Below are 19,447 nucleotides of genomic sequence, written 5' to 3' on the forward strand. Positions count from 1 at the left end.
CGGGATGGTGTTCACGTAGTCCGTGGTGGTCACCATCGGCACGCCGACGCTCTGCGCGCCGGCGCGCTGCAGCAGGCTCCGCATGATGTATTGGGCACGCTCGGTGCCCTGTTCCTGAATCAGGGCATCCAGGGACTCCAGCCATTCGGCGGTCTCTTCCGGATCACGATCGGGCAGCTGGTTTGTCAACCCGCTGAGGATATGGGAGGTCTCTTCTCCTGCAGCCACGTCCAGCCTCTTTTCATCGTTGAATGGTTGGCTCAAGTTTTCGTTCTGTGAGAAAACTTTATTGCATCTCGAGATTATCTAGGTGACGATCCGCGCGTCAAGGCGAGCTGGCGGTCACATTTGGCTGCTAACGGAGCCACAAGCAACGCGGGGTCGGATACGGCCCATTAAGCCGCCCAGAATCGGCCGTATCTGACCCCGCGTTGCTTTCAGGCGGACGTGAGGAGCCTGCCCCAGCGCCGGTCCAGCAGCGGTGCACCCGCCATCCTGAGGCAATGCCACAGGGTTACGGCCACCGAGTCCAGGACCGGTACACCGGTTCGCTCCTCCACTTCGGCCGTGATGTTGGCACCGTACAGGTTGGTGCACAGGTAGATCAGAGCATCCGGATTCGAGGCTGCGAGTTCCAGCGAGCCCGGCAGCATCTCGGCGTCGGTGACAGAGGCGAAGGACTCGTTGTCGCTCAGGTCCAGGTGCCGGTGGTCGATGGTCTTGACGCCGGCCTGCGCGTAGGACTCGATCACGGCCTCGTTGACGTCCCCGGTGTATGGAGTGAAGAGCCCGATGCGTTCGGTGCCGAAGGACTTGAACGCCTCCATGTACGCCAGGGTGGACGTGGTGGCCGGGATGCCCGTGGCGTCCGTGATTCCCTGCACGAGCCGGCGGTCATGGTCGGCGCCGAGCCAGGATCCGGAGGTGCCGTTCCAGGCAATGACGTCCACGTCCGACGTTGCGAGCAGTTTCGCGGCGGCGTGCATCCCGGCGGCGTCGAACTGCTTGTCCGAGGAATCATCCAGCGCGATGCGGGTGACATTGATGCGGGTGAAGTGCAGCGTGACGTCGCGGCGGTCACCCAGGATGCGGTAGCTCTGCGGCTCCAGGCACGTGTTGGAGGACGGCACGATCATGCCGATACGGATGGGGCGGTTGGCGGAAGGTATGGGGCTCCTAGGCAGAAATCGTGACGGTGGCGGGCGCTGCAGGGGTCAGCGGGGACAGGGCGTCGCGGTGTTCGGTGAAGCCGTTGCGGGCCACCAAGCGGCCCACGGGGCCGGGATCGTGGAAACCGCCGGTGTCCAGCACCACGCGCCCGGAGGAGACGACGACGGCGGGCCAGCCGGTCAGTGCCTTCCCGTCGAACGGCGAGAAATCAGTTCCCATGTGCAGCGCACCGCCGTCGACGAGGCGTTCGGTGGCGGGATCGAAAACGACGAGGTCGGCGTCGAACCCTTCCACGATGGCGCCCTTGCGCGGCAGTGCGTTGATCCGTGCGGGACCGGCGGAGAAGACCTCCACGAAGTCCTCCACGGAGCCGCCGGCCGAGGAAAGCGCCGTGAAGGTCACCGGCATGCGGGTCTCGACGCCGGGCAGGCCGTGCGGCATGAAGCGGACGTCGTCCGTGCGGTCGCGTTTCTGCGAGAGGTCGTAGCAGGAGTGGTCCGAGGCCACGGTGTGGATCGCCCCGGCGGCGAGGCGTTCCTTGAGGGCGGCTACGGTTTCGGCGCTGCGCATGGGCGGGCAGCAGGCGTACCACTCGGGGAACGTGCCGCCGTAGACGGTGTCATCCAGGCTCAGGTAGTGCGGGCATGTCTCGGAATAGGCTTCCTGGCCGCGGCTGCGGGCCTCGGTGACCAGGTCCACGGCGCCGGGAGTCGACTGGTGCACGAAGTAGACCGGCGCCCCGGTGTATTCGGCCATGGCGAGGGTTTCCCTGACGGAGATTTCCTCGGCCAGCTCGGGGCGGGTCCGGTGCAGGTGCTCGATGGCGATGCGTCCGTCCGCGGCGTGCTGCTCTGTGCAGTCGGCAATGATGGGGTCGTGCTCGGCGTGGATGTAGGTGAGGCCGTCCAGGCGGACCATTTCACGCATGACCTTGAGGATGGTGTCGCCGTCGGCCATGGTGGAGCCGCGGTTGGTGGTGTACATCTTCACGGAGCGCACACCTTCGGCGGCGAGCTGCTCCAGCTGCCACGGCACGGTTTCGTCCCAGCTGACCACGGAGCCGTGCAGTGCCACGTCGCAGCGCGATTCGGCGGCCAGGCGCTTCTTGTTCAGCACGGCGTCCAAGGGGGTTTCCTGGGCGTCGCGCGGGATGCCGAAATCGATGATGGTGGTGGTGCCGCCCCACAGCGCTGCCGTGGAGGTGGTGCGGTAGTCGTCCAAGGTGCGGAAGCGGCCGGTCACCTGGGCCACGTGGCAGTGGCCGTCCACGCCGCCGGGGATCACCAGCTGGCCGCTTGCGTCCACGGTGCGTGTTGCTGCGGGCACGGGCTCGGAGGCGTCGAGCAGCTGCACGATGCGGCCGTCCCGGACCACAATATGGGCCTGTTGGCGGCCGAAGCTGTTGACCACGGTGCCGTGGGCGACGACGAGATCTGGGGTGTGGGACATCGTTGTCCTCCTACTTCTGGGTGGCGGGCTGGGCGGTCGAGATAACGGCGGCGTTCGACTGGGCGGCGGCGTTCTGCGCGTCGGCCAGGGCGGCGTCGAGGTTTTCGGACAGTCCGCTGCGGCGCTTGACGGGCGGCGGAGCAAAGGCGCCCTGCCGGTGGAAGCCCGACTGCAGGGCAACCACGGCTTCGGTCATCCGGATGCCGGCGGAGATGCCGTCCACCACGGGAACGGGGATCTGTCCCTCAAGTTCGCGGGCGAGCCCGGCGAGCGGGGCACCTGCCAGGATCACGACGTCGGCCCCGTCCTCCGCGACAGCCTGCCGGCTGAGTGCCAGGAGTGTGTCCTTGAAGTCGGCCTGGACGGAGCCGATCGAGTTGAGGCTCTGGTTGATGGAACGGATCGAGGCCAGGCGGCCGCCGAGCCCGAAGTGCTCAACGCAGTCCCGGTACCAGGCGGTGATGCGGTCCGAGATGGCGATGATGGAGAAGCGCTGGCCCTGGAGGGCGGCGGCGCAGAGGGCGGCCTCGGTGATGCCGATGACCGGCACATCCACCAGTTCCTTGAGGGCCGGCATGCCGGGATCGCCGAACGCCGCCACCACGACGCCATCCACCTGGCCGTGATACTCGGCGATGATTTCGGCGACGGCGCCGGCGGCGATGAGGGATTCGAAGCGGGTTTCGATGTACTCGACGCCGTGCCCGGCGGTCCGCACGAGCAGTTCGGTGTCCGGCCCGGCCGAACGCACGGCCTCGGCTTCGATCAGCGCCGTGACGTCGGCACTGGTGTTGGGGTTGATGACCAGGAGTTTCATGGTTTTTTCCGATGCTGCTTGGGCTCGGCGGCGGTGGAGTCTTCGGGGAACTGCTCGCGGTACTTGCCGATGTGCGACGCCGATTGGGCGGCGGCGCGTTCCGGGTCGCCGCTGGCGATGGCGGCGTACAGGTCGCGGTGTTCCTGGATCAGTTCCGGGAGGTCGCTGACGTGGCGGAAGAGCCAGTGCATGCGGCCCTGAAGAGGTTCCAGCGCTGAGCGGAGAAAGTCGTTGTTGGCGATGCGGGTGATGGCGTCGTGGAATTCGCTGTTGGCGCGGTGGGCTTCCAAGATGGATCCCTTGGCGAGGCAGCGGTCGGCCTCGTCCAGCAGGCCCTGGAGTTGTTCGAGGTCCTGGGCCGTGGCGCGGGCCGCGGCCAGCCGGCAGGCGAGGACCTCAAGGGACTGGCGGACGTCAAAGAGGTCTTCCACATCTTTGGCGCTCAGTCCGCTGACCTCCATGCCGCGGGAAGCGCGGTCCCTGGTCAGGCCTTCCTGGCGGAGCATCCGGAGGGCCTCGCGGACGGGAAGGCGCGAGACGTTGAATTCGGCGGCGAGATCCCGCTCCACCAGCCGGGTGCCGGGCGCATAGTGGCCTTCGAAAATCCTCGTACGGAGCGTGTCACGCACGGTCTCCCGGAGGGGGCGGTCCGTGTTGTTCGTGTCGTCTGCGATAAGCAATTCTGGCTCCATTCGTGGTTCTTTCAGGCAGTGCGCCCGGCGTTCCCGGCCGGTGTCCGGCCTTTCGGCGGTACAGGCCGTCGGGCCGGCCCGGTCAGGCGAGTTAGACCGGGAGGCGCTTGTTGTAGTTCAGTGTCAGCACGGAGACTCCCATGATGACCGCGGATCCTACAAAGTACAGCAGTGCCCAGGTGTAGGAGCCCGTGGCCCCGACAATCAGGCCTACCACAATCGGGGTGACGAAGCCCGCGATGTTGCCGCTGAAGTTCATGGCGCCGCCCAGGACGCCGGCATTGGTCCGGCCGCCCAGGATGGAGGGGATGCTCCAGAAGAGGCCCACCCAGCGGAGGAAGAACATGACCACGGACAGCAGGACTACCGCCGTCGTCGGATCCGCCACGATGGTGACGCCTACCAGGCCGCCGATGACCACAACGCTGGAGATGCCCAGCAGGGTACGCATGACCAAGTTGGCCGAGGCGCCGGAGTTGCGCCACTTGTCGGCGATGTGGCCGCCCAGGATTTCACCGACGAAACCGGCTCCGAAGATCACGAAGGTGGACCAGCCGATGGTCTTCAGGTCGAAGCCCTTGGCCTGGGCGAGGTAGAGCGGGCCCCAGGTGAGCAGGCCGTAGAACACGCCGTTGAAGCCCAGCCAGCCGAAGCACATGGCCCAGAAGGAACGGAACTTCAGGTACGGGAGCAGGGCGCGCTTGCCCGAGGCACCTTCCTTCGCGGCTTCGGCATCTTCCGCGGCGTGCGAGGCCTCAATGTATTCGGCCTCGGCGGCGTTGACGCCGCGGTGCTGGCGGGGGTTGTCCCGGATGTACCACCAGACGGCCAGACCCATGAGGACCGTTGCGGCGCCGGCGATGATGAATGCCGTGCGCCAGCTGCCGGTTGACGCGATGAGCCCGGCGATCAGGATGCCGCCCAGACCCGCCCCGAGGGGGGCGCCGGCGTCCAGGATGGTGGCGCCGCGGCCGCGTTCCGACTTGTGCATCCAGATGGCGTTGAGTTTGCCGCCGGCCGGCATCACGCCGGCTTCGGTGACGCCGATGCCGAGCCGGGCGATGAACATGCTCAGGAAGCCGCCGGCCAGGCCGGATGCGGCGGTTGCTGCACCCCAGCCCACGCAGGAAGCTGTCATGACCTTGCGCGGACCGAACTTGTCGATCAGCCAGCCGACCGGGATCTGCATGAGCGCGTAGGTCCAGAAGAAGGCCGAGAGCAGGAGGCCCACGAGCTCGGGGGCGAGATTGAATTCCTTCTGGATGATGGGCAGGGCCACCGAGATGGAGCCCCTGTCGATGTAGTTGACGGCGACGAGGACCAGCAGGAGCAGGAACATTTTCCAGCGGACGTTGGTGCGACGTTGCACGCCGTCCTTGCCGGTTTTGCCGGTTTTGTCGTCGGGAAGCGGTACAGCGGTTTCAGTATTTTGAAGAGACACAACTTCTCCTTTGCAGAGAGGAAGATTGCAGACGGGAAGAAAGGCTGGGTGTTCGCGGGGCAGGAGGCCGGCTGGTGGGGCGTCCTGGAGCCTAAATCCGGAGAAGCCTGGTTACGAACTGCGGCTTGGGACCCGGATCGCGATCTTTTGGGATCCCAAGTTGGGATCCCAAAATTTAGAATAGAAGTGACCCGTACCACTGTCAAGGAATTTGTTCCGTTATGGCCCACCCGGGCCAAATTACCGATTGTGACCGCTGCCGGCGTTCCGGCTGGCGGTGCGGTCGCGGCCGACGTGGAGACGTTGGGGAGCCGGACGATGGGCGCGCGAAAGGGCCCGCGGCGTCGCCGCGGACCCGTTCCGGCATGGCAGTTTCCGGCAGGGGCCGGTGGGCTCAGCTGCCCCGGTACGTGGAATAGGCGAACGGGCTCAGCAGGAGCGGCACATGGTAGTGGGCCTCCGATTCCACCACGTCAAACGTGAGGGTCACCTCCGGGAAGAACGTTTCGGTGCCGGTGGCGGCGTAGTACTTGCCCGTGTCGAACGCCAGGCGGTAGGTTCCCGAAGGCAGTCGCTGAGGTCCCAGCTGCTTGATGCGTCCGTCCGCGTCGGTGGCGCCCCCGGCGATCCGGACCCAGCTCTCGCCGTCGAGTACGTGGAGGGTCACCGGGACCTCGGCCGCCGGTTTTCCGGAGCCTGTATCGAGTACATGGGTGGTGACGTGGGAGGTGCTCATCTGCCCATCAGTCCTTCGAGTCGGAGCAGTGCGATTTCCCGCAACTGCTGGCCAATGATTGATTGTTCCGCTTCGGGGGTATGGGTGAGCCGGGTGTTGAGCGCGGCCAGGATCTCCTCGCGGCTGCGGCCGGCGGCGCGGATAAGGAACACCTGCCCGAACTTCTCCTCGTAGGCCCGGTTGCCTTCCGCCAGGGCCTCGGCCACGGCAGCGTCGGCCACGCCCAGTCCGGCTTGTTCCGACTGGGACAGCTTCGCTTCCGCGCTGTCTCCCTGCGCCCGCTCGCCGATCCGCGGGTGGTGGGCGAGGGCTGCTTCGATCTCCATCGGGGTGAAGGGGTTGGCTGCGCCGCCGCCCGCCGCCAGGAGCGCGTTGAGGCTGGAATAGGGCCGCGCGTCGGCGAGCTCGTCGATCCAGCGTTGGATGTCCAGGCAGGGGCGCAGGAAATCGGCAGCCTCCGGGCGGCCAGCCGTGTTGAACTGTTCAAGGTGCATAAAACAGATCCTCGTGTTTGATGCTGGCATCCACGGTGTAGGGCTATGCGGATACTTTATTCCGCATCATGGAACTGTTATTTCAGCATATGCAAAAGTCAACCGCACGCGCCAGCGGGTGTCAACTGACCCGCAAAACGGTCAGCCGCACCGACGTGAATACGTCGGGGATTACAGCCGCGGGACGCATTCCCCGGTTCCCAGCAGCGCCAGCCCGGCGCGGTCGCCATCGCCGAAGTCGAACTGCCCGCTGTTTTTCTCATGCATCAGTTGCGTGGAATCGTCCACGTGGTCCAGCCCCAGGACGTGCCCCAGCTCGTGCATGATGATGGCGCGGATGTGGGCAGGTCCCTCCGGCCAGGCCAGTGTTTCCGCGAGGCCCGGCGCATCGAGGGTCACCTGGCCGGCGACGTACACATAGGGCTCGCCGGGAATATGGGCGTAGGAGCTTCCACCGGTCCCTGCAACCTTCCCTGCCAGCTTGGGTGCTTCCGCCGGGGACGACCACGCAATGAGAATCGGCGCCCATTGCTTGCCGTAGCGCGCTGGCTGGTACGCTTCGCGGGCTTCGGATGGCGCCTCGGACGTGGTTCCGTCATACACGAACTGCAGTCCCGAGGCCGCGGAAACTGCGGACACGGCCTCCTCGATAAGTACGTCTGTTCCTGGCGGCGCGTAGTCCGGCCGGACTACGTAGTGCAGCGGACGGCAAGGGTCATAGGCCACAAAGGCCTGGCCCGGTTCCGGGGATTTCTGCAGGACATAGGCGGTGGATCCGCTGGTGGCTGGCGGCAGTCCGAGCGGGGCTGATGCGGCCTCGAACCCTGGTGGCGGCACTTTGGCGCCTGGCAGGTGGGGCATGGCTGCCGGCAACACATACCGGTCGAAGAGGGTCGGCGTGAAGTAGAGACCCACCACGAGGGCGATGCCCAGGACCGTGGTGGTGCGCGATGTCCACTTGCGCCCGCGGACTTTCCGGCGGTGGACGGTCCTCTTTGCCGAGATTGGCGAGATGGGGGCACCGCGCCACGGCTCGGGCGCTGGCGGCTTGCCCAGTGCCTCATCGATTGCCCATTGCGGAATGCGCCCGCTGGGCGAACGGCGGATGCGGGGAAACTCCCTGTCGCCAGAATCTGATTCCAACAGTTCCCCCTTGCGCTGCCGTGCCATCTCCTTTGATGGTCTGCCCAGCATAGCGGCGGTCCCGTTGATCCGTACGAGATTACCCGTGAAGTGCGGGGCTACTCCTCGATGGTCACGCAGACGGGATACATGTCGCTGTCCTTGAGGTAGCCCGCATTGACGGAGTCGCGGGGGAAGTAGTGGTTGCCTTCTCCGGTATCGTGGGTCCATGGTGCGGAACCTGGCCGACATAGGCGCTGAAGGTGTATTGCTCGCCGGGGCGGGCCGCGCCATCCTGCTGCAGATCGCGAACCCCGCGGTGGGCCATGGCGTCGCCGAGCACAGTGACTTTATTGCCCGTCCCCTGGACCGCTTCCGGGCCACCGTCACCTACGTCTACGCGGTCGTTTACGGAACAGAGGCGCAGGTCGCGGCCGTTCGCCGCAGCGTCAACCGGGCCCACTCCACGGTCCGCCGCAAGCCCGAAGCCGGCTCCCACGGGTACAGCGCGTTCGATGCCCAGGCGCAATTATGGGTGGTGGCCACCCTGTACGACACAGCCATCACCGTCTACGAGAAAATCTACGGCCCGCTGGACGACGAGGCAGCCGACCTCATGTACAGCGACTACGCAAGAATCGGCACCGTCCTGCAACTGCCGGCGAACCTGTGGCCGGCCGACCGCGCAGCCTTCAGGACATACTGGGACACGTCCCTGCTGACACTGGAACTGGACGCCGTCACCGCCGGCGTCGGCCGCAACCTCCTGTACCCGCCGGCCGGGCCGCTCTGGCTGCGGATGAGCATGCCCCTGATCCGGTTCATCACCGCCGGGCTGCTGCCGGACCACTTGCGCGCCGGCTTCGGGCTGCCGTGGAGCGACCGCCACAGCCGCCTGTTCGACCGCACCACCCGGTGGTCCGCCCTGGTGTATCCACGGCTGCCGCGGCCGGTCCGGCACTGCGTCAAGAACTACTGCCTCGGCCGGCTCCGCACCTCGTAGGACCCCCCCGCGCGGGGAAGCGGACGACGGCGGGGGGCGCCGTCGTCGTCTGTCCTCGCCTGGTCTCAAATAGGATTGACGGACGATCGAAATCGAAGGGTTTGAGCTGTCCATGAAGGTCACCACCACAACGCTCCAGATGCTCCAACCGCCAGCTTGGACGGCGCGCCCGTTGCACGATGAGGCACGGCTGGACCGGGCTGTTGGGGTCACCCCGGAGTATGCCCGTTTCCTCTATGGCCTGGTGGGCGGACCGTGGCACTGGACGGATCGGCTCGAGTGGACACGGCAGCAGTGGGCCGAGGAGCTCGCCGTGCCGGGGACGGAATTCTGGGTCCTCTATGGGGAGGGCGTGCCGTGGGGCTATGTCCACCTTCAGCCCGTCGTCGCCGAGGATGGAACGCACGTTGAGGTCAGGTACTTCGGCCTCTCAGAGCAGGCGATCGGACGGGGTCTCGGCGGCGGGCTGCTGGAACACGCCATCACGGCCGCATGGTCGCTGGCACAACGCTGCGGCCTCCCGCAGGTGTCCCGTGTCTGGGTCCACACCTGCACGCTGGACGGTCCCGCGGCCCTGGCAAACTACCAGTCCCGCGGGTTTGTGCCCTGCGGGACCGAGGACGCGGACACGGAAGTGGCGGAGGAGCCGCTCGGTTCCTGGGTGGCCACCGGCGGTCGGTAATGGCCGCATAACTGACGCGGACCACTGACGGCCGCATCTGCTGCAAACCCGCTGGCAGCCGTAGGCTGGAACCGACAAAAGGGTGACCGAAGGGGTGACATGTCGGAAACGATAACGGCCGGGCTGCTGGGCGAAGTGATGGCCGAGCTGGCCGTGCTTGAGGACCCGAAGATGCGCGAGGCGAACGAGAAGCGCGGCGACGACCACGGGGTGAACCTGTCCAAGCTGCGCGCGGTCGCGAAGCGGCTGAAGACCCAGCAGGAACTCGCGCGCGAGCTCTGGTCCACGAACGACACTCCGGCCAGGCTGGTGGCCCTGCTGATCTGCCGGCCAAAGGCCTTCGAACGCGACGAACTGGACACCATGCTCCGCGAGGCGCGCGCCCCCAAAGTGCACGACTGGCTCGTGAATTACGTCGTGAAGAAGAGCCCGCACGCCGAGGACCTGCGCGTGGCCTGGATGGCTGATCCGGATCCGGTGGTCGCCAGCGCCGGCTGGGCCCTGACCAGCGAACGGGTGGCGAAAAAGCCCGCAGGGCTCGACCTCCCTGGGCTGCTGGACATTATCGAGGCCCAGATGAAGGACGCCCCGGACCGGCTGCAGTGGGCCATGAACCACACGCTGGCCTTCATTGGGATCGAGCATCCCGAGCACCGGGCCCGGGCGCTCGATATCGGCGAACGGCTCGAGGTCCTCAAGGACTACCCGACGCCCCCGAACTGCACGTCACCCTTCGCGCCGGTCTGGATCAACGAGATGGTGAGCCGCCAGGCCACCGCGTAAGGCTGTCAGCCCGGAAGCAAAACGAAAGCGGACGACGCCGGGAACCTCCCGCCGTCGTCCGCTTCAGTTTTAGCCGTGAACCGATCAGACGGTGACGAGCTGGCGTTCCTGGCCACGGACGCTGACCGTGAAAGTGTTGGGGCCGCTGCACTGGACCGCAATGCGGCATTTGGTGGTGTTCGCCTTGACCGAGAGGTCGTGCACAACGCTCTCAAGGGTGTGCTCAAGGGAAGACCGGTCCCAGATTTTCAGCGTGATGGAGTCAGTGTTCTCAAACGTCATTGTCAGTACTTTCGCTCATGCAGTTAACGGCTCCGCGTCGTCCTTGAGGGGGCCGCATCCTCGTCGGTGAGGATTGCTGATCTTGGTAGTGCGGGAACGGGGTCCCGATCTCATGCTTCATGCTCGCCGCCGACATTTGCAACCGAAACGGCGAAAGTGTGAGCGATTACACGCTCGGGCCGGCCTTAGTTACTGACGGCAGCGTAAAGGTTCAGGGACGCCGAAAACACCAGCCACGAGACGTTCGGCAGCATCAGCAGTCCAGCCGTTGGGCTGATGGGTCCAAAGCGCAGAACTGTCAGGGCCGCTGTGAGGAAGAGGGCGGCGAGGACGGCCAGGGCCAGCCAGAGCGCCGCGGTCCCCAGTATGGGATACAGCCCGAAGAACGTCATGGGCCAGATTAGGTTCAGGGCCAGTTGGAGCCCATAGAGCCTTAGTGCGCGGCGGCGGGGGTGGCGCCGCTGCCGCCACACCAGCCATGCCGCCACGGCCATTGCCGCGTAAAGGACCAGCCAGACCGACGTGAACATCAGCCCGGGAGGCGTCCAGGGGGCTTTGTCCGCCAGGGCGTACCAGCCGCCGGCAGCCGTTCGGATCGGGAGGGACCCCACGAACGACACGGCCCAGGAAAGCGCGAGGAAGCCGATCAGGGCGGCAACCTGCCGCCGTCGGGACGGCCCGTCCGGGACTGCCGGACCTTGCGCTTCGGTGGGGACAGTGTCAGGCACTGACCCACTGTGGACAACGGCGGGTACCCGCGTCAAACCCGGAGGCATCGGAGGTCTCCGTCAGGGTCCCTTCGAGATGGCATTTCGGGGGCAGCATTCAAGCCTTGACACCCCTCCGCCACCGGCGTATCGTACAACCAAATGGTTGTAGATCAGCTCAGAGACGCGGACGTGGGCCGCCTGTTCCAGGCGCTCGCGGACGCCACCCGGAGGGACATTGTCCGGCGGGTGACGGCGGGGGAGTCTTCCGTCTCCGGCCTCGCCGCCCTCTACGCCATGAGTTTCGCCGCCGTCCAGAAGCATGTGGCGGTGTTGGAGCGCGCTTCCCTGGTGACCAAGGAGAAACGCGGAAGGGAGCAGATTGTGCGGGGAAACCACGAAGGACTGGAAAAGGCCCGCCGGCTGCTTGACGAGTATGAAGCGATCTGGCGGCAGCGCGCCGAGCGGATCGCAGACATTCTGGCTGAAGGATAGGAAGGTTGCGCAATGCCTGTTATCGGTTCCACCAAGAATCTCGAGGCACTCAGCCTCACCCTCGTGGCGGAGTTCGACGCCGTCGTCGAGCGCGTCTGGCAGATCTGGGAAGACCCGCGCCAGCTGGAGCGCTGGTGGGGTCCGCCCAACTATCCGGCCACGTTTGACCGGTTCGACTTCCAGCCCGGCGGGCGGGCCGGCTATTACATGACCACGCCCGAAGGCGAGAAGCCCCGAGGCTGGTGGAAATTCAGAACCATCGAGGCACCGCGCAAGCTCGAATTTGATGACGGCTTCGCTGACGAAACCGGAGCGCCCGTGGATGCCATGGGCAGTGCCCATGCCGCTGTTGACCTCGAGGATCTGGGTGGCCGCACCCGGATGACCATTATGTCCACGTTCGACTCCGAAGAGCAGATGGAAGAAATGGTCAAGATGGGCATGGAGGAAGGCATAAAGGAGGCTGCCGGCCAGATCGACGCCGTCCTCGCCGAACACGCCCGCGCCTGAATAGCGCTGACGGTTTTCACTCAAAAGGGGAGAGTACGACGGCGGGACGCCCCGCCGTCGTGCTCTCCCCTTTGTTGTGGGTACCGCTTAGTGTGTCAGGTCCTTGCCCTTCGTCTCCGGGATGGTGAACACAAACGCGATGCTGATGGCCAGCAGGACCACCGCGTACACGTTGAAGAGGTTGCCCTGTCCGATGGAGCCAAGCCAGGCCTGAAGGTACGGTGCGGTACCCCCGAAGACTGCGACGCAGATGGAATACGGGACGCCCACGCCGACCGTGCGGATCTTGGTGGGGAACAGTTCGGCGTATACGGCCGGGACGATTGCTGCGCTGCCGGCGATGAAGAACAGCATGACGGACATGGTGACCGCGAGCTGCCACGGAGAGTCCTTCAGCAGCCAAGTCATGGGGAAGTGGAACAGCGCGGCGCCGGCGGCGCTCATGATCATGACGGGCTTGCGGCCGATACGGTCCGAGAGTTTGCCCCAGAACGGCAGCGCGGCGATGAACAGCACGTTGGCGATCACGCTGGCCCAGAGGGCCTCGCCGCGGTCCATCTTGAGGACCGACGCGGCATAGCTGGGAGTCACGACGCCCCAGATGTAGTAGGTCACAGTCAGGCCGACGGTCAGGCCAATCACCTGCAGGGCCTGCTTGCGGTGCTGGTAGATCTGTGGCCACATCGGCTCGTGCTTTTCCTTGGGCGATTCTGCCTCGAACGCCGCCGTTTCCTTCATGCGGGCCCGCATGAACAGGGCGTAGAGGCCCATGGCGCCGCCGATAAGGAATGGCACCCGCCAGCCCCAGGCGTTCATGTCGGCCGTGCTCAAGACGTTGGAGAGGATGGCGCCGAGCATGGTTCCGGCCAGGATGCCGACCGTGCCGGACGTATAAATGAGCGTTGCCCAGAATCCGCGCTGTTCCTTGGGCGCCATTTCCGAGAGGTAGGTCTGCGACGACGGCAGCTCTCCGCCGTGGGCAAGGCCCTGGATAAGCCGGGCCACCAGCAGCAGGACCGAGGCGAAGGCACCCACGGCCTCGAAAGTGGGGGCGACGCCGATGATCAGGCTGCCCAGGGCGGCGAGGCCCACCGCGAACGTCATGGACGTCTTGCGGCCGATCCGGTCACCGATCCAGCCGAAGACGAAGCCGCCGAACGGGCGGGCGACAAAGCCGACGGCGAAGATCGCCAGGGTGGCGAGGAAGGCCGACGTCGGATCCGCCTTGCTGAACAGTGCGCTCGCGATGAACGGCGAGAACGTGGCATAGATGGCCCAGTCGTACCATTCAACGGCGTTGCCGATGCCGGTGCCGACGAGGGTGCGCAGGTGGGACTTGTGAACCTGGACGTCGGCTGGGACGCCTGCAGTAGTGGTCATCGTGTGCTCCAAGAAGTGAGGGAAGGTTAGTTGGCCGAGGCCAGGGCCGCGATGCGGGAGACGGCCAGCTCTGCGTAGAGAGCGGTTCCGTCGGACAGCACTCCGTCGTCAAAGGCTGCGTACGGGGAGTGGTTGAAGGAGGTTTCGGTGTGGTCGGCGCCGGGGGCGACGGCGCTGAGCCCGATAAACGTCCCGGGTACTTCCGCCAGCACCCTCGAAAAATCTTCAGAGCCACTGAGCGGGGTGGCCCAGCGGGTGAGCCGAGAGGTTCCAAAGAGGTCTTCGATGGTCTTCTCCGCGGTGCGTGTCTCGTCGTCGTTGTTGACGGTGAGGGGGTACTCGTGACGGTAATCGACGTCCACCTCGAGGCCGTGGGCGGCGGCGATGCCTTTCAGCAGCGTGGGAGCGGCGGTCATCATCCGTTCCCTGGCGGCGTCCGAGAAGGTCCGGATGGTGGCTTCGATGCGCGCCGTTTCAGGAATGATGTTGCGTTTTGTGCCGGCCTGGAGGACGCCGACGGTCAGGACCACTGGATCGAACATGTTGAACTGGCGGGTGATCATGACCTGCAGGGCAGTCACCATTTCTGCGGCCGCCGTGACCGGGTCCTTGGCCGTGTGCGGGGCCGAGCCGTGGCCGCCGGCGCCAAGAACCGTGACAGTCAGGGCATCCGAAGCGCTCAGCATCACCCCTGGCTTGGTGCAGAACCGGCCGTGCGGCTCAAGGGCGGAAAAGACGTGCATCCCATAGGCGGCATCAACCCGGCGCCCGGCCGCCTCCAGCACGCCCTCGCGGATCATGTGGCTTGCTCCGTCAAAGCCTTCCTCGCCTGGCTGGAACATCAGCACAACGTCGCCGGCCAACCGGTCCCGGCGCTCCGCCAAAAGCGTGGCTGCTCCGGCGAGCATGGCGGTGTGGAGGTCGTGGCCGCAGGCGTGCATGGCGCCGTCGATCTTCGATGAGAACGGGGCACCGGTCCGCTCCTGGACAGGGAGGCCGTCCATGTCGGCACGCAGGAGGACCGCTGGTTTCGTTGCCGATGCGTGCGGCGCGGAGCCGCGCAGGACCGCGGTGACCGACGTCGTGCTCTTGCCCAGGGTGATTTCGAACGGCAGGCCGTCGAGCGCCTTGAGGACTTTTTCCTGGGTCCGGGGGAGGTTCAGCCCGATCTCCGGCTCCTGATGCAGCTCGTGGCGGAACCGGGCGATCTCGCCCTGCAGTTCCTTGGCGTCGGTGGTGATCGACATCTGCTCTCCTAATTTCTGAACGGTTGGTCAGTGACCCGCTTCCATTGTGAAGTGATGCGGTTCACAAGCTGCGAAATAGCTGGAAAAAATCAAAAGTATGATGGAAATGGCAGGATTCATTCACTGAAGCGTGGGGAGTGGCGAGGTGGTGCTCAGCGAGGAAGACCTGGCCCTGATCAACGTGCTGCAGATTGCACCGCGGATCAGCTGGTCCGATGCGGCCACGGTGCTGGGAGTGCACGCCACCACGCTGGCCGCACGCTGGGACAGGCTGAGGTTGTCCGGGGCGGCCTGGACGACGGCCCACCTGATCGGCGATCCCAAGCAGATGTGCCTGGCGTTGGTGGACGTGGACTGCGAAATGCGGCTGCGGGACGACGTGACCGCGGCGCTCGCCGCCATCCCGGAAGTGGTCACGGTGGAGGAAGCTGCAAGCAACAGGGACCTCATGCTGACAGTCATAACGCCCACACTGGCCCGGTTCACGGAGGAGGTGCTTCCGCGGTTCAAGGAGATCCCCGGACTGCTGAAGTACCGGACCTCGTTGTGCACCCGACTGCACTCCGGTGGCTATACGTGGCGGCTCAACATTTTGGACAAGGCGAAGCAAAAGGCGCTTTATGCCTTAGCCGGCCCCGAGGCCACCGGCTCGGCGGCCCCGATGACCGGAGCTCCACTCCCGCCCAGCCACCTGGATCTGATCCCGTTCCTTGCGCGGGACGGGCGCGCGGGCGCCGCGGACATCGCCCGGAGCCTGGGCAGGAGCCCGGCGACAGTCCAGCGGCAGCTAAACAGGGTGCTGGCCAGCGGGCTGCTGTCCTTCCGTTGTGAAATTGCCCAGAAGCTCTCCGGCTATCCGGTGAGCTGCCAGTGGTTCGCCAACGTGCCGGCGGGCCAGCACGAGGCTGCTGCCGCCGAACTCCGCAGCCTCCGCACGGTCCGGCTCAGCGCGTCCACTACAGGGAGCACAAACTTTGTCATCCTCATGTGGCTGCATTCGCTGGCCGATGTGATGAACGCCGAGTTGGCCCTCCAGCAACGTATCCCGCAGATCGAACTCGTGGAGAGCGTCGTGATCCTGAACACCGCCAAGCGGGTGGGCTGGATGCTGAACCCGGATTCGACGGCGAGCGGCGCGGTGGTGGTCTCCGGCACGGAGCTGCCGTCTTTGGGGCTCCAATAAGCCGTGGTGTCCGCCGCGAGTGTCCGCTCCGTTGAAACCTGCGGTCCACGCCTGAATACTGGAAGCCTGAAGGGTCGGGACGGGCAAGGAGGCGGTGAAGGGACCATGGGCGGCGGAGACAGTGCCTTCAAGCGCCGGCTGGAACGGGCTGCGGAAGTGCGCTCCTACCGCGGGGCCGGCATCAGTGCCGAGGAAGAGGCCGAACTCGAGGCCGCCGAGGCCAAGGAACGGGACAAGCGCATAAAGGTCGACGATGCGCGGCGGGCGGAGTACCTGATCCGGGACGCCATGGCACAGGGCAAATTCGACAACCTCAAATACGCCGGCAAGCCCATCCCCGGACTGGGGGAGGCCTACGATCCTGACTGGTGGGTGAAGGGCCTGATCCAGCGCGAGAACATCAGCGGGCTGGGCCCCAAGGCCATCCTGCTCCGCACCGAAGACGCCGAACTGGACGGCCGCCTTGATGCCCAGTTCACCGAAAAGCAGGTCCGCGACATCCTCGCCGACTTTAATGCCCGGGTGATCGACGCCCGCCGCCAGCTCCAGGGCGGCCCTCCCGTCATCACCAAAACGCGGGACGTCGACGCTGAGGTGGCGCGCTGGCACCAACGCCGCGCCGCCCGCTCACAGGATGCCCTGCCTGAACCGGAGCCGCAGCGCTCCTGGTGGCAGCGGCTCTGGCGCGGCACCACATAGCTGAGCGGGCGAGGGGAACGCGCGACGTAGGTAACGGTCGACGGCGGTGCCTCCCGCCGTCGTCGGCTGTCAGGGTCTTCGGCTCCTAGCGTCTTCCGCCCGGGAAGCCGTTCTGAGGCGGAATGCCCGGAATCTCGGGCATGGGCGGCGGGACGGGCGCGGGCTCAGGAGCAGGGGCAGGAGGTGGCGCGGGTGCGGGCTCGGGCGCGGGGACGGGAGCTGGTGCGGGCGCCGGGGCGGGTGCAGGCCTCGGCGCGGCCGGTGCGGGAGTCGGTTTCGGCGGAGCAATCATGGATGCCGGCGGGGCCGGGAACGGGTTTGCCGGGTAGAGCGGGGCGGCCTGGAGCATGTAGTTGACCCACTGCGGCCCGGCGATCATGTAGCCGTCCAGACGGGGGTAGAACTGGCCGTTGATGGTGACGTTCTGGCCGGGGCGGTTCTGGCCCTCCAATGCGTCGCCAAAGAAAGACGCTGTAGCCAGCCCCGACGTATAGCCCACCACCCAGGTGGAGCCGTTGTTGTTGGACGTGCCGGTCTTGGCGGCAACGGGCATCAGCGTGTGGATTTTGGGGTTGATCCACACGCCGGAGCCGACCTTCAGCACGTCCTGGAGCACCGCGTTGACGCCTCGGGCAACCTCCGGTTTGACGGCGTCGCGGCACTCGCTGGTCTGGCCCGGGAGTTTCCCGCCCGACACGTCCGTCACCTCAAGCACGGCAATGGGGGCGCAGTACCGGCCGTCGTTGGCGAAGGTGGCGAAGGCATTGGCCAGGTGGACCGGGGCGACGCCGATGGCGCCGAGGAGATTGCCCAGCTGATGCATGTTGATCTGCGCGCCATCGAGTCCGCTGTGCAGCCCCACGGTGTCCACCATCTTCTGGATGCCGCAGAAATCGAGCTGGGTGGCCGATGCGAAGGTGGCCGTGTTGATCGAGTTGTACAGCCCGTAGTTCACCGGCATGGGGCGGTAGTAACCCAGATCGGCATTCTGCAGGTCATCGGCGGCGCCCAGTTCAGGGTTGTTCTGGGCCGTGCTGTAGGCGCCCAGCACCCTTCCGCAGCTGGAACGCCACGGGAAGCCCAGCGGATACACCCGGCGGGACGCGTCCACCATCCCTGTCAGCGGCTTGCCCTCATTCAGCCACTCTGCGAAGGTGAACGGCTTCATGGTGGAGCCTGGCTGGAAGCCGCCCGCGCCGTTAAGGTCATTGCCTTGCGGATCGCGGGAGTCCACATTGAAGTTCAGTTGGGTATCGAACCTGCCCTCGGCCGGCAGGAACACCGTGTTCTGCGCCATGGCCAGGATTTTCCCGGTGCCCGGCTGGACCGTCACGAGGGAGGCGCCCCAGCGGTCAGGATTCGCCCCGGCGGTGGCGTCCACCTGCGCCTGGGCCGCCGCCTGGAGCCTGCTGTCCAGCGTGGTGACGATGGTGAGCCCGCCGCGGTACAGCTTCCGCTCGCGCTCGATCAGGGTGGTGCCGTAGGCCGGGTTGTTCAGGATCAGATGCGAAATGTAGTCGCAGAAGTAGGGTGCCATCTGGGCGTGGGCGCAGCCCTGCTTCCCCGGACTGAGTTTGAGTTCGATGGGCGTGGCCGCGGCGGCGTCGTGGTCCGCCTGGGTGATCTTGCCCGTGGCCAGCATCTCGGAAAGGACCTGGTTCCGGCGGCTGGTGGCCTGCTCCGGATTGACCGCGGGGTTGTAGTAGCTGGGGCTGTTGACCAGCCCGGCCAAGAGGGCCGCCTGCGGCAGGTTGAGATCCGCGGCCGTGGTGCTGAAGAAATACCGTGCCGCCGCCTCGATTCCGTACGCCTCGCGGTTAAAGAACACGATGTTCAGGTAGCCCTCGAGGATCTGGTCCTTGCTGAACTTTTTCTCCAGCGCGATGGCCAGCTTCATCTCCCGGAGCTTGTCCCCGATGCTCTTCTGGCCGCTGAGGATCACCTCGTCGGTTTTGTCCTGGGATACGAAGGACTCGTTGATCACGTTGGTGACGTACTGCTGGGTGATGGTGGAGGCGCCCTGCCTGCCGGCATTCGTGAGGTTGAAGATGGCAGCCCGGACGATCCCCTGCGGGTCGATACCCGGGTGCTCGTAAAAGCGGCTGTCCTCGATGGCCACGATGGCATCCCGGACAAAAGGCGATATCCGGTCCAGGGGGATCCTGGTCCGGTTCTCGGTATAGAACGTGGCGATCGGCTGGCCTTCGGAGGTGAGGACTTTGGTGGATTGCGACGGCGGCGCGACGATCAGTTCCGAGGGCAGATTTTCAAAGTAGCTGATGGAGGTGCTGACTCCGTAGCCGACAGTCGCGACAGCGGGGACCACCAGGCTTGCGGCCAGGACGCCGCACATGGCGCTCGCAGCAAAGAATCCGATGACCCTTCCCAGGGCGGCGGCCAACCGGTGCCTGCGTTTCTTTTGCTGCGCCATTGTTCAGCCCCAAGCTCGCGACGTGTGAACAGGATACGCCGCTGCACCTGCAGCATCCAGATGCTGGACGAACTGATGCCAAGCCGGTACTTTCCGTCCCTAAGTCCGCTCCGGGCCTTGTTGC

21 protein-coding genes are annotated in these 19,447 nt (G+C 65.8%); 7 read left to right on the forward strand and 14 right to left on the reverse strand.

The window, feature by feature from the left end:
- The 9 genes from ASG77_RS12605 to ASG77_RS12645 form a co-directional block, all read right to left on the reverse strand.
- Nucleotides 1–228, reverse strand: a 228-nt coding sequence (locus tag ASG77_RS12605) for a hypothetical protein (protein WP_156380326.1), incomplete at its 3' end; no start/stop codon positions are given.
- 209 nt (nt 229–437) lie between these two features.
- Nucleotides 438–1,136, reverse strand: coding sequence for a maleate cis-trans isomerase family protein (locus tag ASG77_RS12610; RefSeq protein ID WP_056345995.1), 699 nt, complete (start codon nt 1,134–1,136; stop codon nt 438–440).
- A gap of 40 nt (nt 1,137–1,176) precedes the next feature.
- Entirely contained in the window at nt 1,177–2,619 is a 1,443-nt protein-coding gene (locus tag ASG77_RS12615) for an amidohydrolase family protein (RefSeq protein ID WP_056345997.1), read from the reverse strand.
- A gap of 10 nt (nt 2,620–2,629) precedes the next feature.
- Nucleotides 2,630–3,436 carry an aspartate/glutamate racemase family protein gene (locus ASG77_RS12620; RefSeq protein WP_056345999.1) on the reverse strand — a complete coding sequence of 269 codons (807 nt, stop codon included), beginning with the start codon at nt 3,434–3,436 and terminating at the stop codon, nt 2,630–2,632.
- A complete protein-coding gene (locus ASG77_RS12625) occupies nt 3,433–4,116 on the reverse strand; it encodes a GntR family transcriptional regulator (RefSeq protein WP_056346001.1) in 684 nt (227 codons plus the stop codon). The genes ASG77_RS12620 and ASG77_RS12625 overlap by 4 nt, the downstream gene beginning before the upstream one ends.
- Nucleotides 4,117–4,219: 103 nt before the next feature.
- On the reverse strand, nt 4,220–5,569 hold the full coding sequence (locus ASG77_RS12630) for an MFS transporter (RefSeq protein ID WP_056346004.1): 1,350 nt from the start codon (nt 5,567–5,569) through the stop codon (nt 4,220–4,222).
- Nucleotides 5,570–5,963: 394 nt separating this feature from the next.
- Complete coding sequence (gene uraH / locus ASG77_RS12635; RefSeq protein WP_056346006.1) at nt 5,964–6,305, reverse strand: hydroxyisourate hydrolase; 342 nt, start codon at nt 6,303–6,305, stop codon at nt 5,964–5,966.
- Nucleotides 6,302–6,799: a 2-oxo-4-hydroxy-4-carboxy-5-ureidoimidazoline decarboxylase gene (uraD, locus tag ASG77_RS12640; protein WP_056346007.1), complete on the reverse strand. Its 498-nt coding sequence runs from the start codon at nt 6,797–6,799 to the stop codon at nt 6,302–6,304. The genes uraH and uraD overlap by 4 nt, the downstream gene beginning before the upstream one ends.
- A 171-nt stretch (nt 6,800–6,970) precedes the next feature.
- Nucleotides 6,971–7,942 carry a matrixin family metalloprotease gene (locus ASG77_RS12645; protein ID WP_235564514.1) on the reverse strand — a complete coding sequence of 324 codons (972 nt, stop codon included), beginning with the start codon at nt 7,940–7,942 and terminating at the stop codon, nt 6,971–6,973.
- Between the two features lie 208 nt (nt 7,943–8,150).
- Between ASG77_RS12645 and ASG77_RS12650 the strand changes: the two genes are divergently transcribed.
- The 3 genes from ASG77_RS12650 to ASG77_RS12660 all read left to right on the forward strand — a co-directional run bounded on the left by ASG77_RS12650 (nt 8,151) and on the right by ASG77_RS12660 (nt 10,389).
- The gene (locus ASG77_RS12650; protein ID WP_056346012.1) at nt 8,151–8,924 is read left to right on the forward strand and encodes an oxygenase MpaB family protein; all 774 of its coding nucleotides are present in this window, start codon (nt 8,151–8,153) and stop codon (nt 8,922–8,924) included.
- A 112-nt stretch (nt 8,925–9,036) separates the two neighbouring features.
- Entirely contained in the window at nt 9,037–9,606 is a 570-nt protein-coding gene (locus ASG77_RS12655; protein WP_056346013.1) for a GNAT family N-acetyltransferase, read from the forward strand.
- A 99-nt stretch (nt 9,607–9,705) separates the two neighbouring features.
- Nucleotides 9,706–10,389, forward strand: coding sequence for a DNA alkylation repair protein (locus ASG77_RS12660; RefSeq protein WP_056346015.1), 684 nt, complete (start codon nt 9,706–9,708; stop codon nt 10,387–10,389).
- Between the two features lie 84 nt (nt 10,390–10,473).
- On the opposite strand, the gene ASG77_RS12665 is transcribed toward ASG77_RS12660, so the two are convergent.
- On the reverse strand, nt 10,474–10,671 hold the full coding sequence (locus tag ASG77_RS12665; protein ID WP_056346018.1) for a hypothetical protein: 198 nt from the start codon (nt 10,669–10,671) through the stop codon (nt 10,474–10,476).
- A gap of 185 nt (nt 10,672–10,856) precedes the next feature.
- Nucleotides 10,857–11,399, reverse strand: a complete 543-nt coding sequence (locus ASG77_RS12670; protein ID WP_056346481.1) for a TspO/MBR family protein — start codon at nt 11,397–11,399, stop codon at nt 10,857–10,859.
- A gap of 141 nt (nt 11,400–11,540) precedes the next feature.
- On the opposite strand from ASG77_RS12670, the gene ASG77_RS12675 reads away from it, so the two are divergent.
- Both ASG77_RS12675 and ASG77_RS12680 read left to right on the forward strand, forming a co-directional pair.
- A complete protein-coding gene (locus ASG77_RS12675; protein ID WP_056346020.1) occupies nt 11,541–11,873 on the forward strand; it encodes an ArsR/SmtB family transcription factor in 333 nt (110 codons plus the stop codon).
- A 12-nt stretch (nt 11,874–11,885) separates the two neighbouring features.
- The gene (locus ASG77_RS12680; RefSeq protein WP_056346022.1) at nt 11,886–12,383 is read left to right on the forward strand and encodes an SRPBCC family protein; all 498 of its coding nucleotides are present in this window, start codon (nt 11,886–11,888) and stop codon (nt 12,381–12,383) included.
- An 87-nt stretch (nt 12,384–12,470) separates the two neighbouring features.
- On the opposite strand, the gene ASG77_RS12685 is transcribed toward ASG77_RS12680, so the two are convergent.
- Entirely contained in the window at nt 12,471–13,763 is a 1,293-nt protein-coding gene (locus tag ASG77_RS12685) for an MFS transporter (protein WP_056346024.1), read from the reverse strand.
- Nucleotides 13,764–13,789: 26 nt separating this feature from the next.
- Nucleotides 13,790–15,010 (reverse strand): M20 metallopeptidase family protein, encoded by a 1,221-nt coding sequence (locus tag ASG77_RS12690; RefSeq protein ID WP_056346027.1) that lies wholly within the window; start codon nt 15,008–15,010, stop codon nt 13,790–13,792.
- 145 nt (nt 15,011–15,155) lie between these two features.
- On the opposite strand from ASG77_RS12690, the gene ASG77_RS12695 reads away from it, so the two are divergent.
- Together ASG77_RS12695 and ASG77_RS12700 are read left to right on the forward strand one after the other, a co-directional pair.
- Nucleotides 15,156–16,193, forward strand: a complete 1,038-nt coding sequence (locus ASG77_RS12695) for an Lrp/AsnC family transcriptional regulator (protein WP_082576022.1) — start codon at nt 15,156–15,158, stop codon at nt 16,191–16,193.
- Nucleotides 16,194–16,298: 105 nt separating this feature from the next.
- A complete protein-coding gene (locus tag ASG77_RS12700; RefSeq protein WP_056346031.1) occupies nt 16,299–16,892 on the forward strand; it encodes a J-domain-containing protein in 594 nt (197 codons plus the stop codon).
- Between the two features lie 85 nt (nt 16,893–16,977).
- Here ASG77_RS12700 and ASG77_RS12705 read toward each other — a convergent pair whose 3' ends face one another.
- Nucleotides 16,978–19,323, reverse strand: a complete 2,346-nt coding sequence (locus ASG77_RS12705; protein ID WP_082576023.1) for a transglycosylase domain-containing protein — start codon at nt 19,321–19,323, stop codon at nt 16,978–16,980.
- Nucleotides 19,324–19,447 lie beyond the last annotated feature (124 nt).

The sequence above is a fragment of the Arthrobacter sp. Soil762 genome (genome assembly GCF_001428335.1).
Lineage (GTDB): Bacteria > Actinomycetota > Actinomycetes > Actinomycetales > Micrococcaceae > Arthrobacter.

What these genes read in the sequence shown, in the direction of transcription:
- ASG77_RS12685 (WP_056346024.1), bottom strand. Translation starts at nt 13,763, where the DNA reads ATGACCACTACTGCAGGCGTCCCAGCCGACGTCCAGGTTCACAAGTCC.
- ASG77_RS12610 (WP_056345995.1), bottom strand. Translation starts at nt 1,136, where the DNA reads ATGATCGTGCCGTCCTCCAACACGTGCCTGGAGCCGCAGAGCTACCGC.
- ASG77_RS12660 (WP_056346015.1), top strand. Translation starts at nt 9,706, where the DNA reads ATGTCGGAAACGATAACGGCCGGGCTGCTGGGCGAAGTGATGGCCGAG.
- ASG77_RS12620 (WP_056345999.1), bottom strand. Translation starts at nt 3,436, where the DNA reads ATGAAACTCCTGGTCATCAACCCCAACACCAGTGCCGACGTCACGGCG.
- ASG77_RS12615 (WP_056345997.1), bottom strand. Translation starts at nt 2,619, where the DNA reads ATGTCCCACACCCCAGATCTCGTCGTCGCCCACGGCACCGTGGTCAAC.
- ASG77_RS12675 (WP_056346020.1), top strand. Translation starts at nt 11,541, where the DNA reads ATGGTTGTAGATCAGCTCAGAGACGCGGACGTGGGCCGCCTGTTCCAG.
- ASG77_RS12700 (WP_056346031.1), top strand. Translation starts at nt 16,299, where the DNA reads ATGGGCGGCGGAGACAGTGCCTTCAAGCGCCGGCTGGAACGGGCTGCG.
- ASG77_RS12650 (WP_056346012.1), top strand. Translation starts at nt 8,151, where the DNA reads ATGGTGCGGAACCTGGCCGACATAGGCGCTGAAGGTGTATTGCTCGCC.
- ASG77_RS12680 (WP_056346022.1), top strand. Translation starts at nt 11,886, where the DNA reads ATGCCTGTTATCGGTTCCACCAAGAATCTCGAGGCACTCAGCCTCACC.
- uraH (WP_056346006.1), bottom strand. Translation starts at nt 6,305, where the DNA reads ATGAGCACCTCCCACGTCACCACCCATGTACTCGATACAGGCTCCGGA.
- ASG77_RS12690 (WP_056346027.1), bottom strand. Translation starts at nt 15,010, where the DNA reads ATGTCGATCACCACCGACGCCAAGGAACTGCAGGGCGAGATCGCCCGG.
- uraD (WP_056346007.1), bottom strand. Translation starts at nt 6,799, where the DNA reads ATGCACCTTGAACAGTTCAACACGGCTGGCCGCCCGGAGGCTGCCGAT.
- ASG77_RS12655 (WP_056346013.1), top strand. Translation starts at nt 9,037, where the DNA reads ATGAAGGTCACCACCACAACGCTCCAGATGCTCCAACCGCCAGCTTGG.
- ASG77_RS12665 (WP_056346018.1), bottom strand. Translation starts at nt 10,671, where the DNA reads ATGACGTTTGAGAACACTGACTCCATCACGCTGAAAATCTGGGACCGG.
- ASG77_RS12705 (WP_082576023.1), bottom strand. Translation starts at nt 19,323, where the DNA reads ATGGCGCAGCAAAAGAAACGCAGGCACCGGTTGGCCGCCGCCCTGGGA.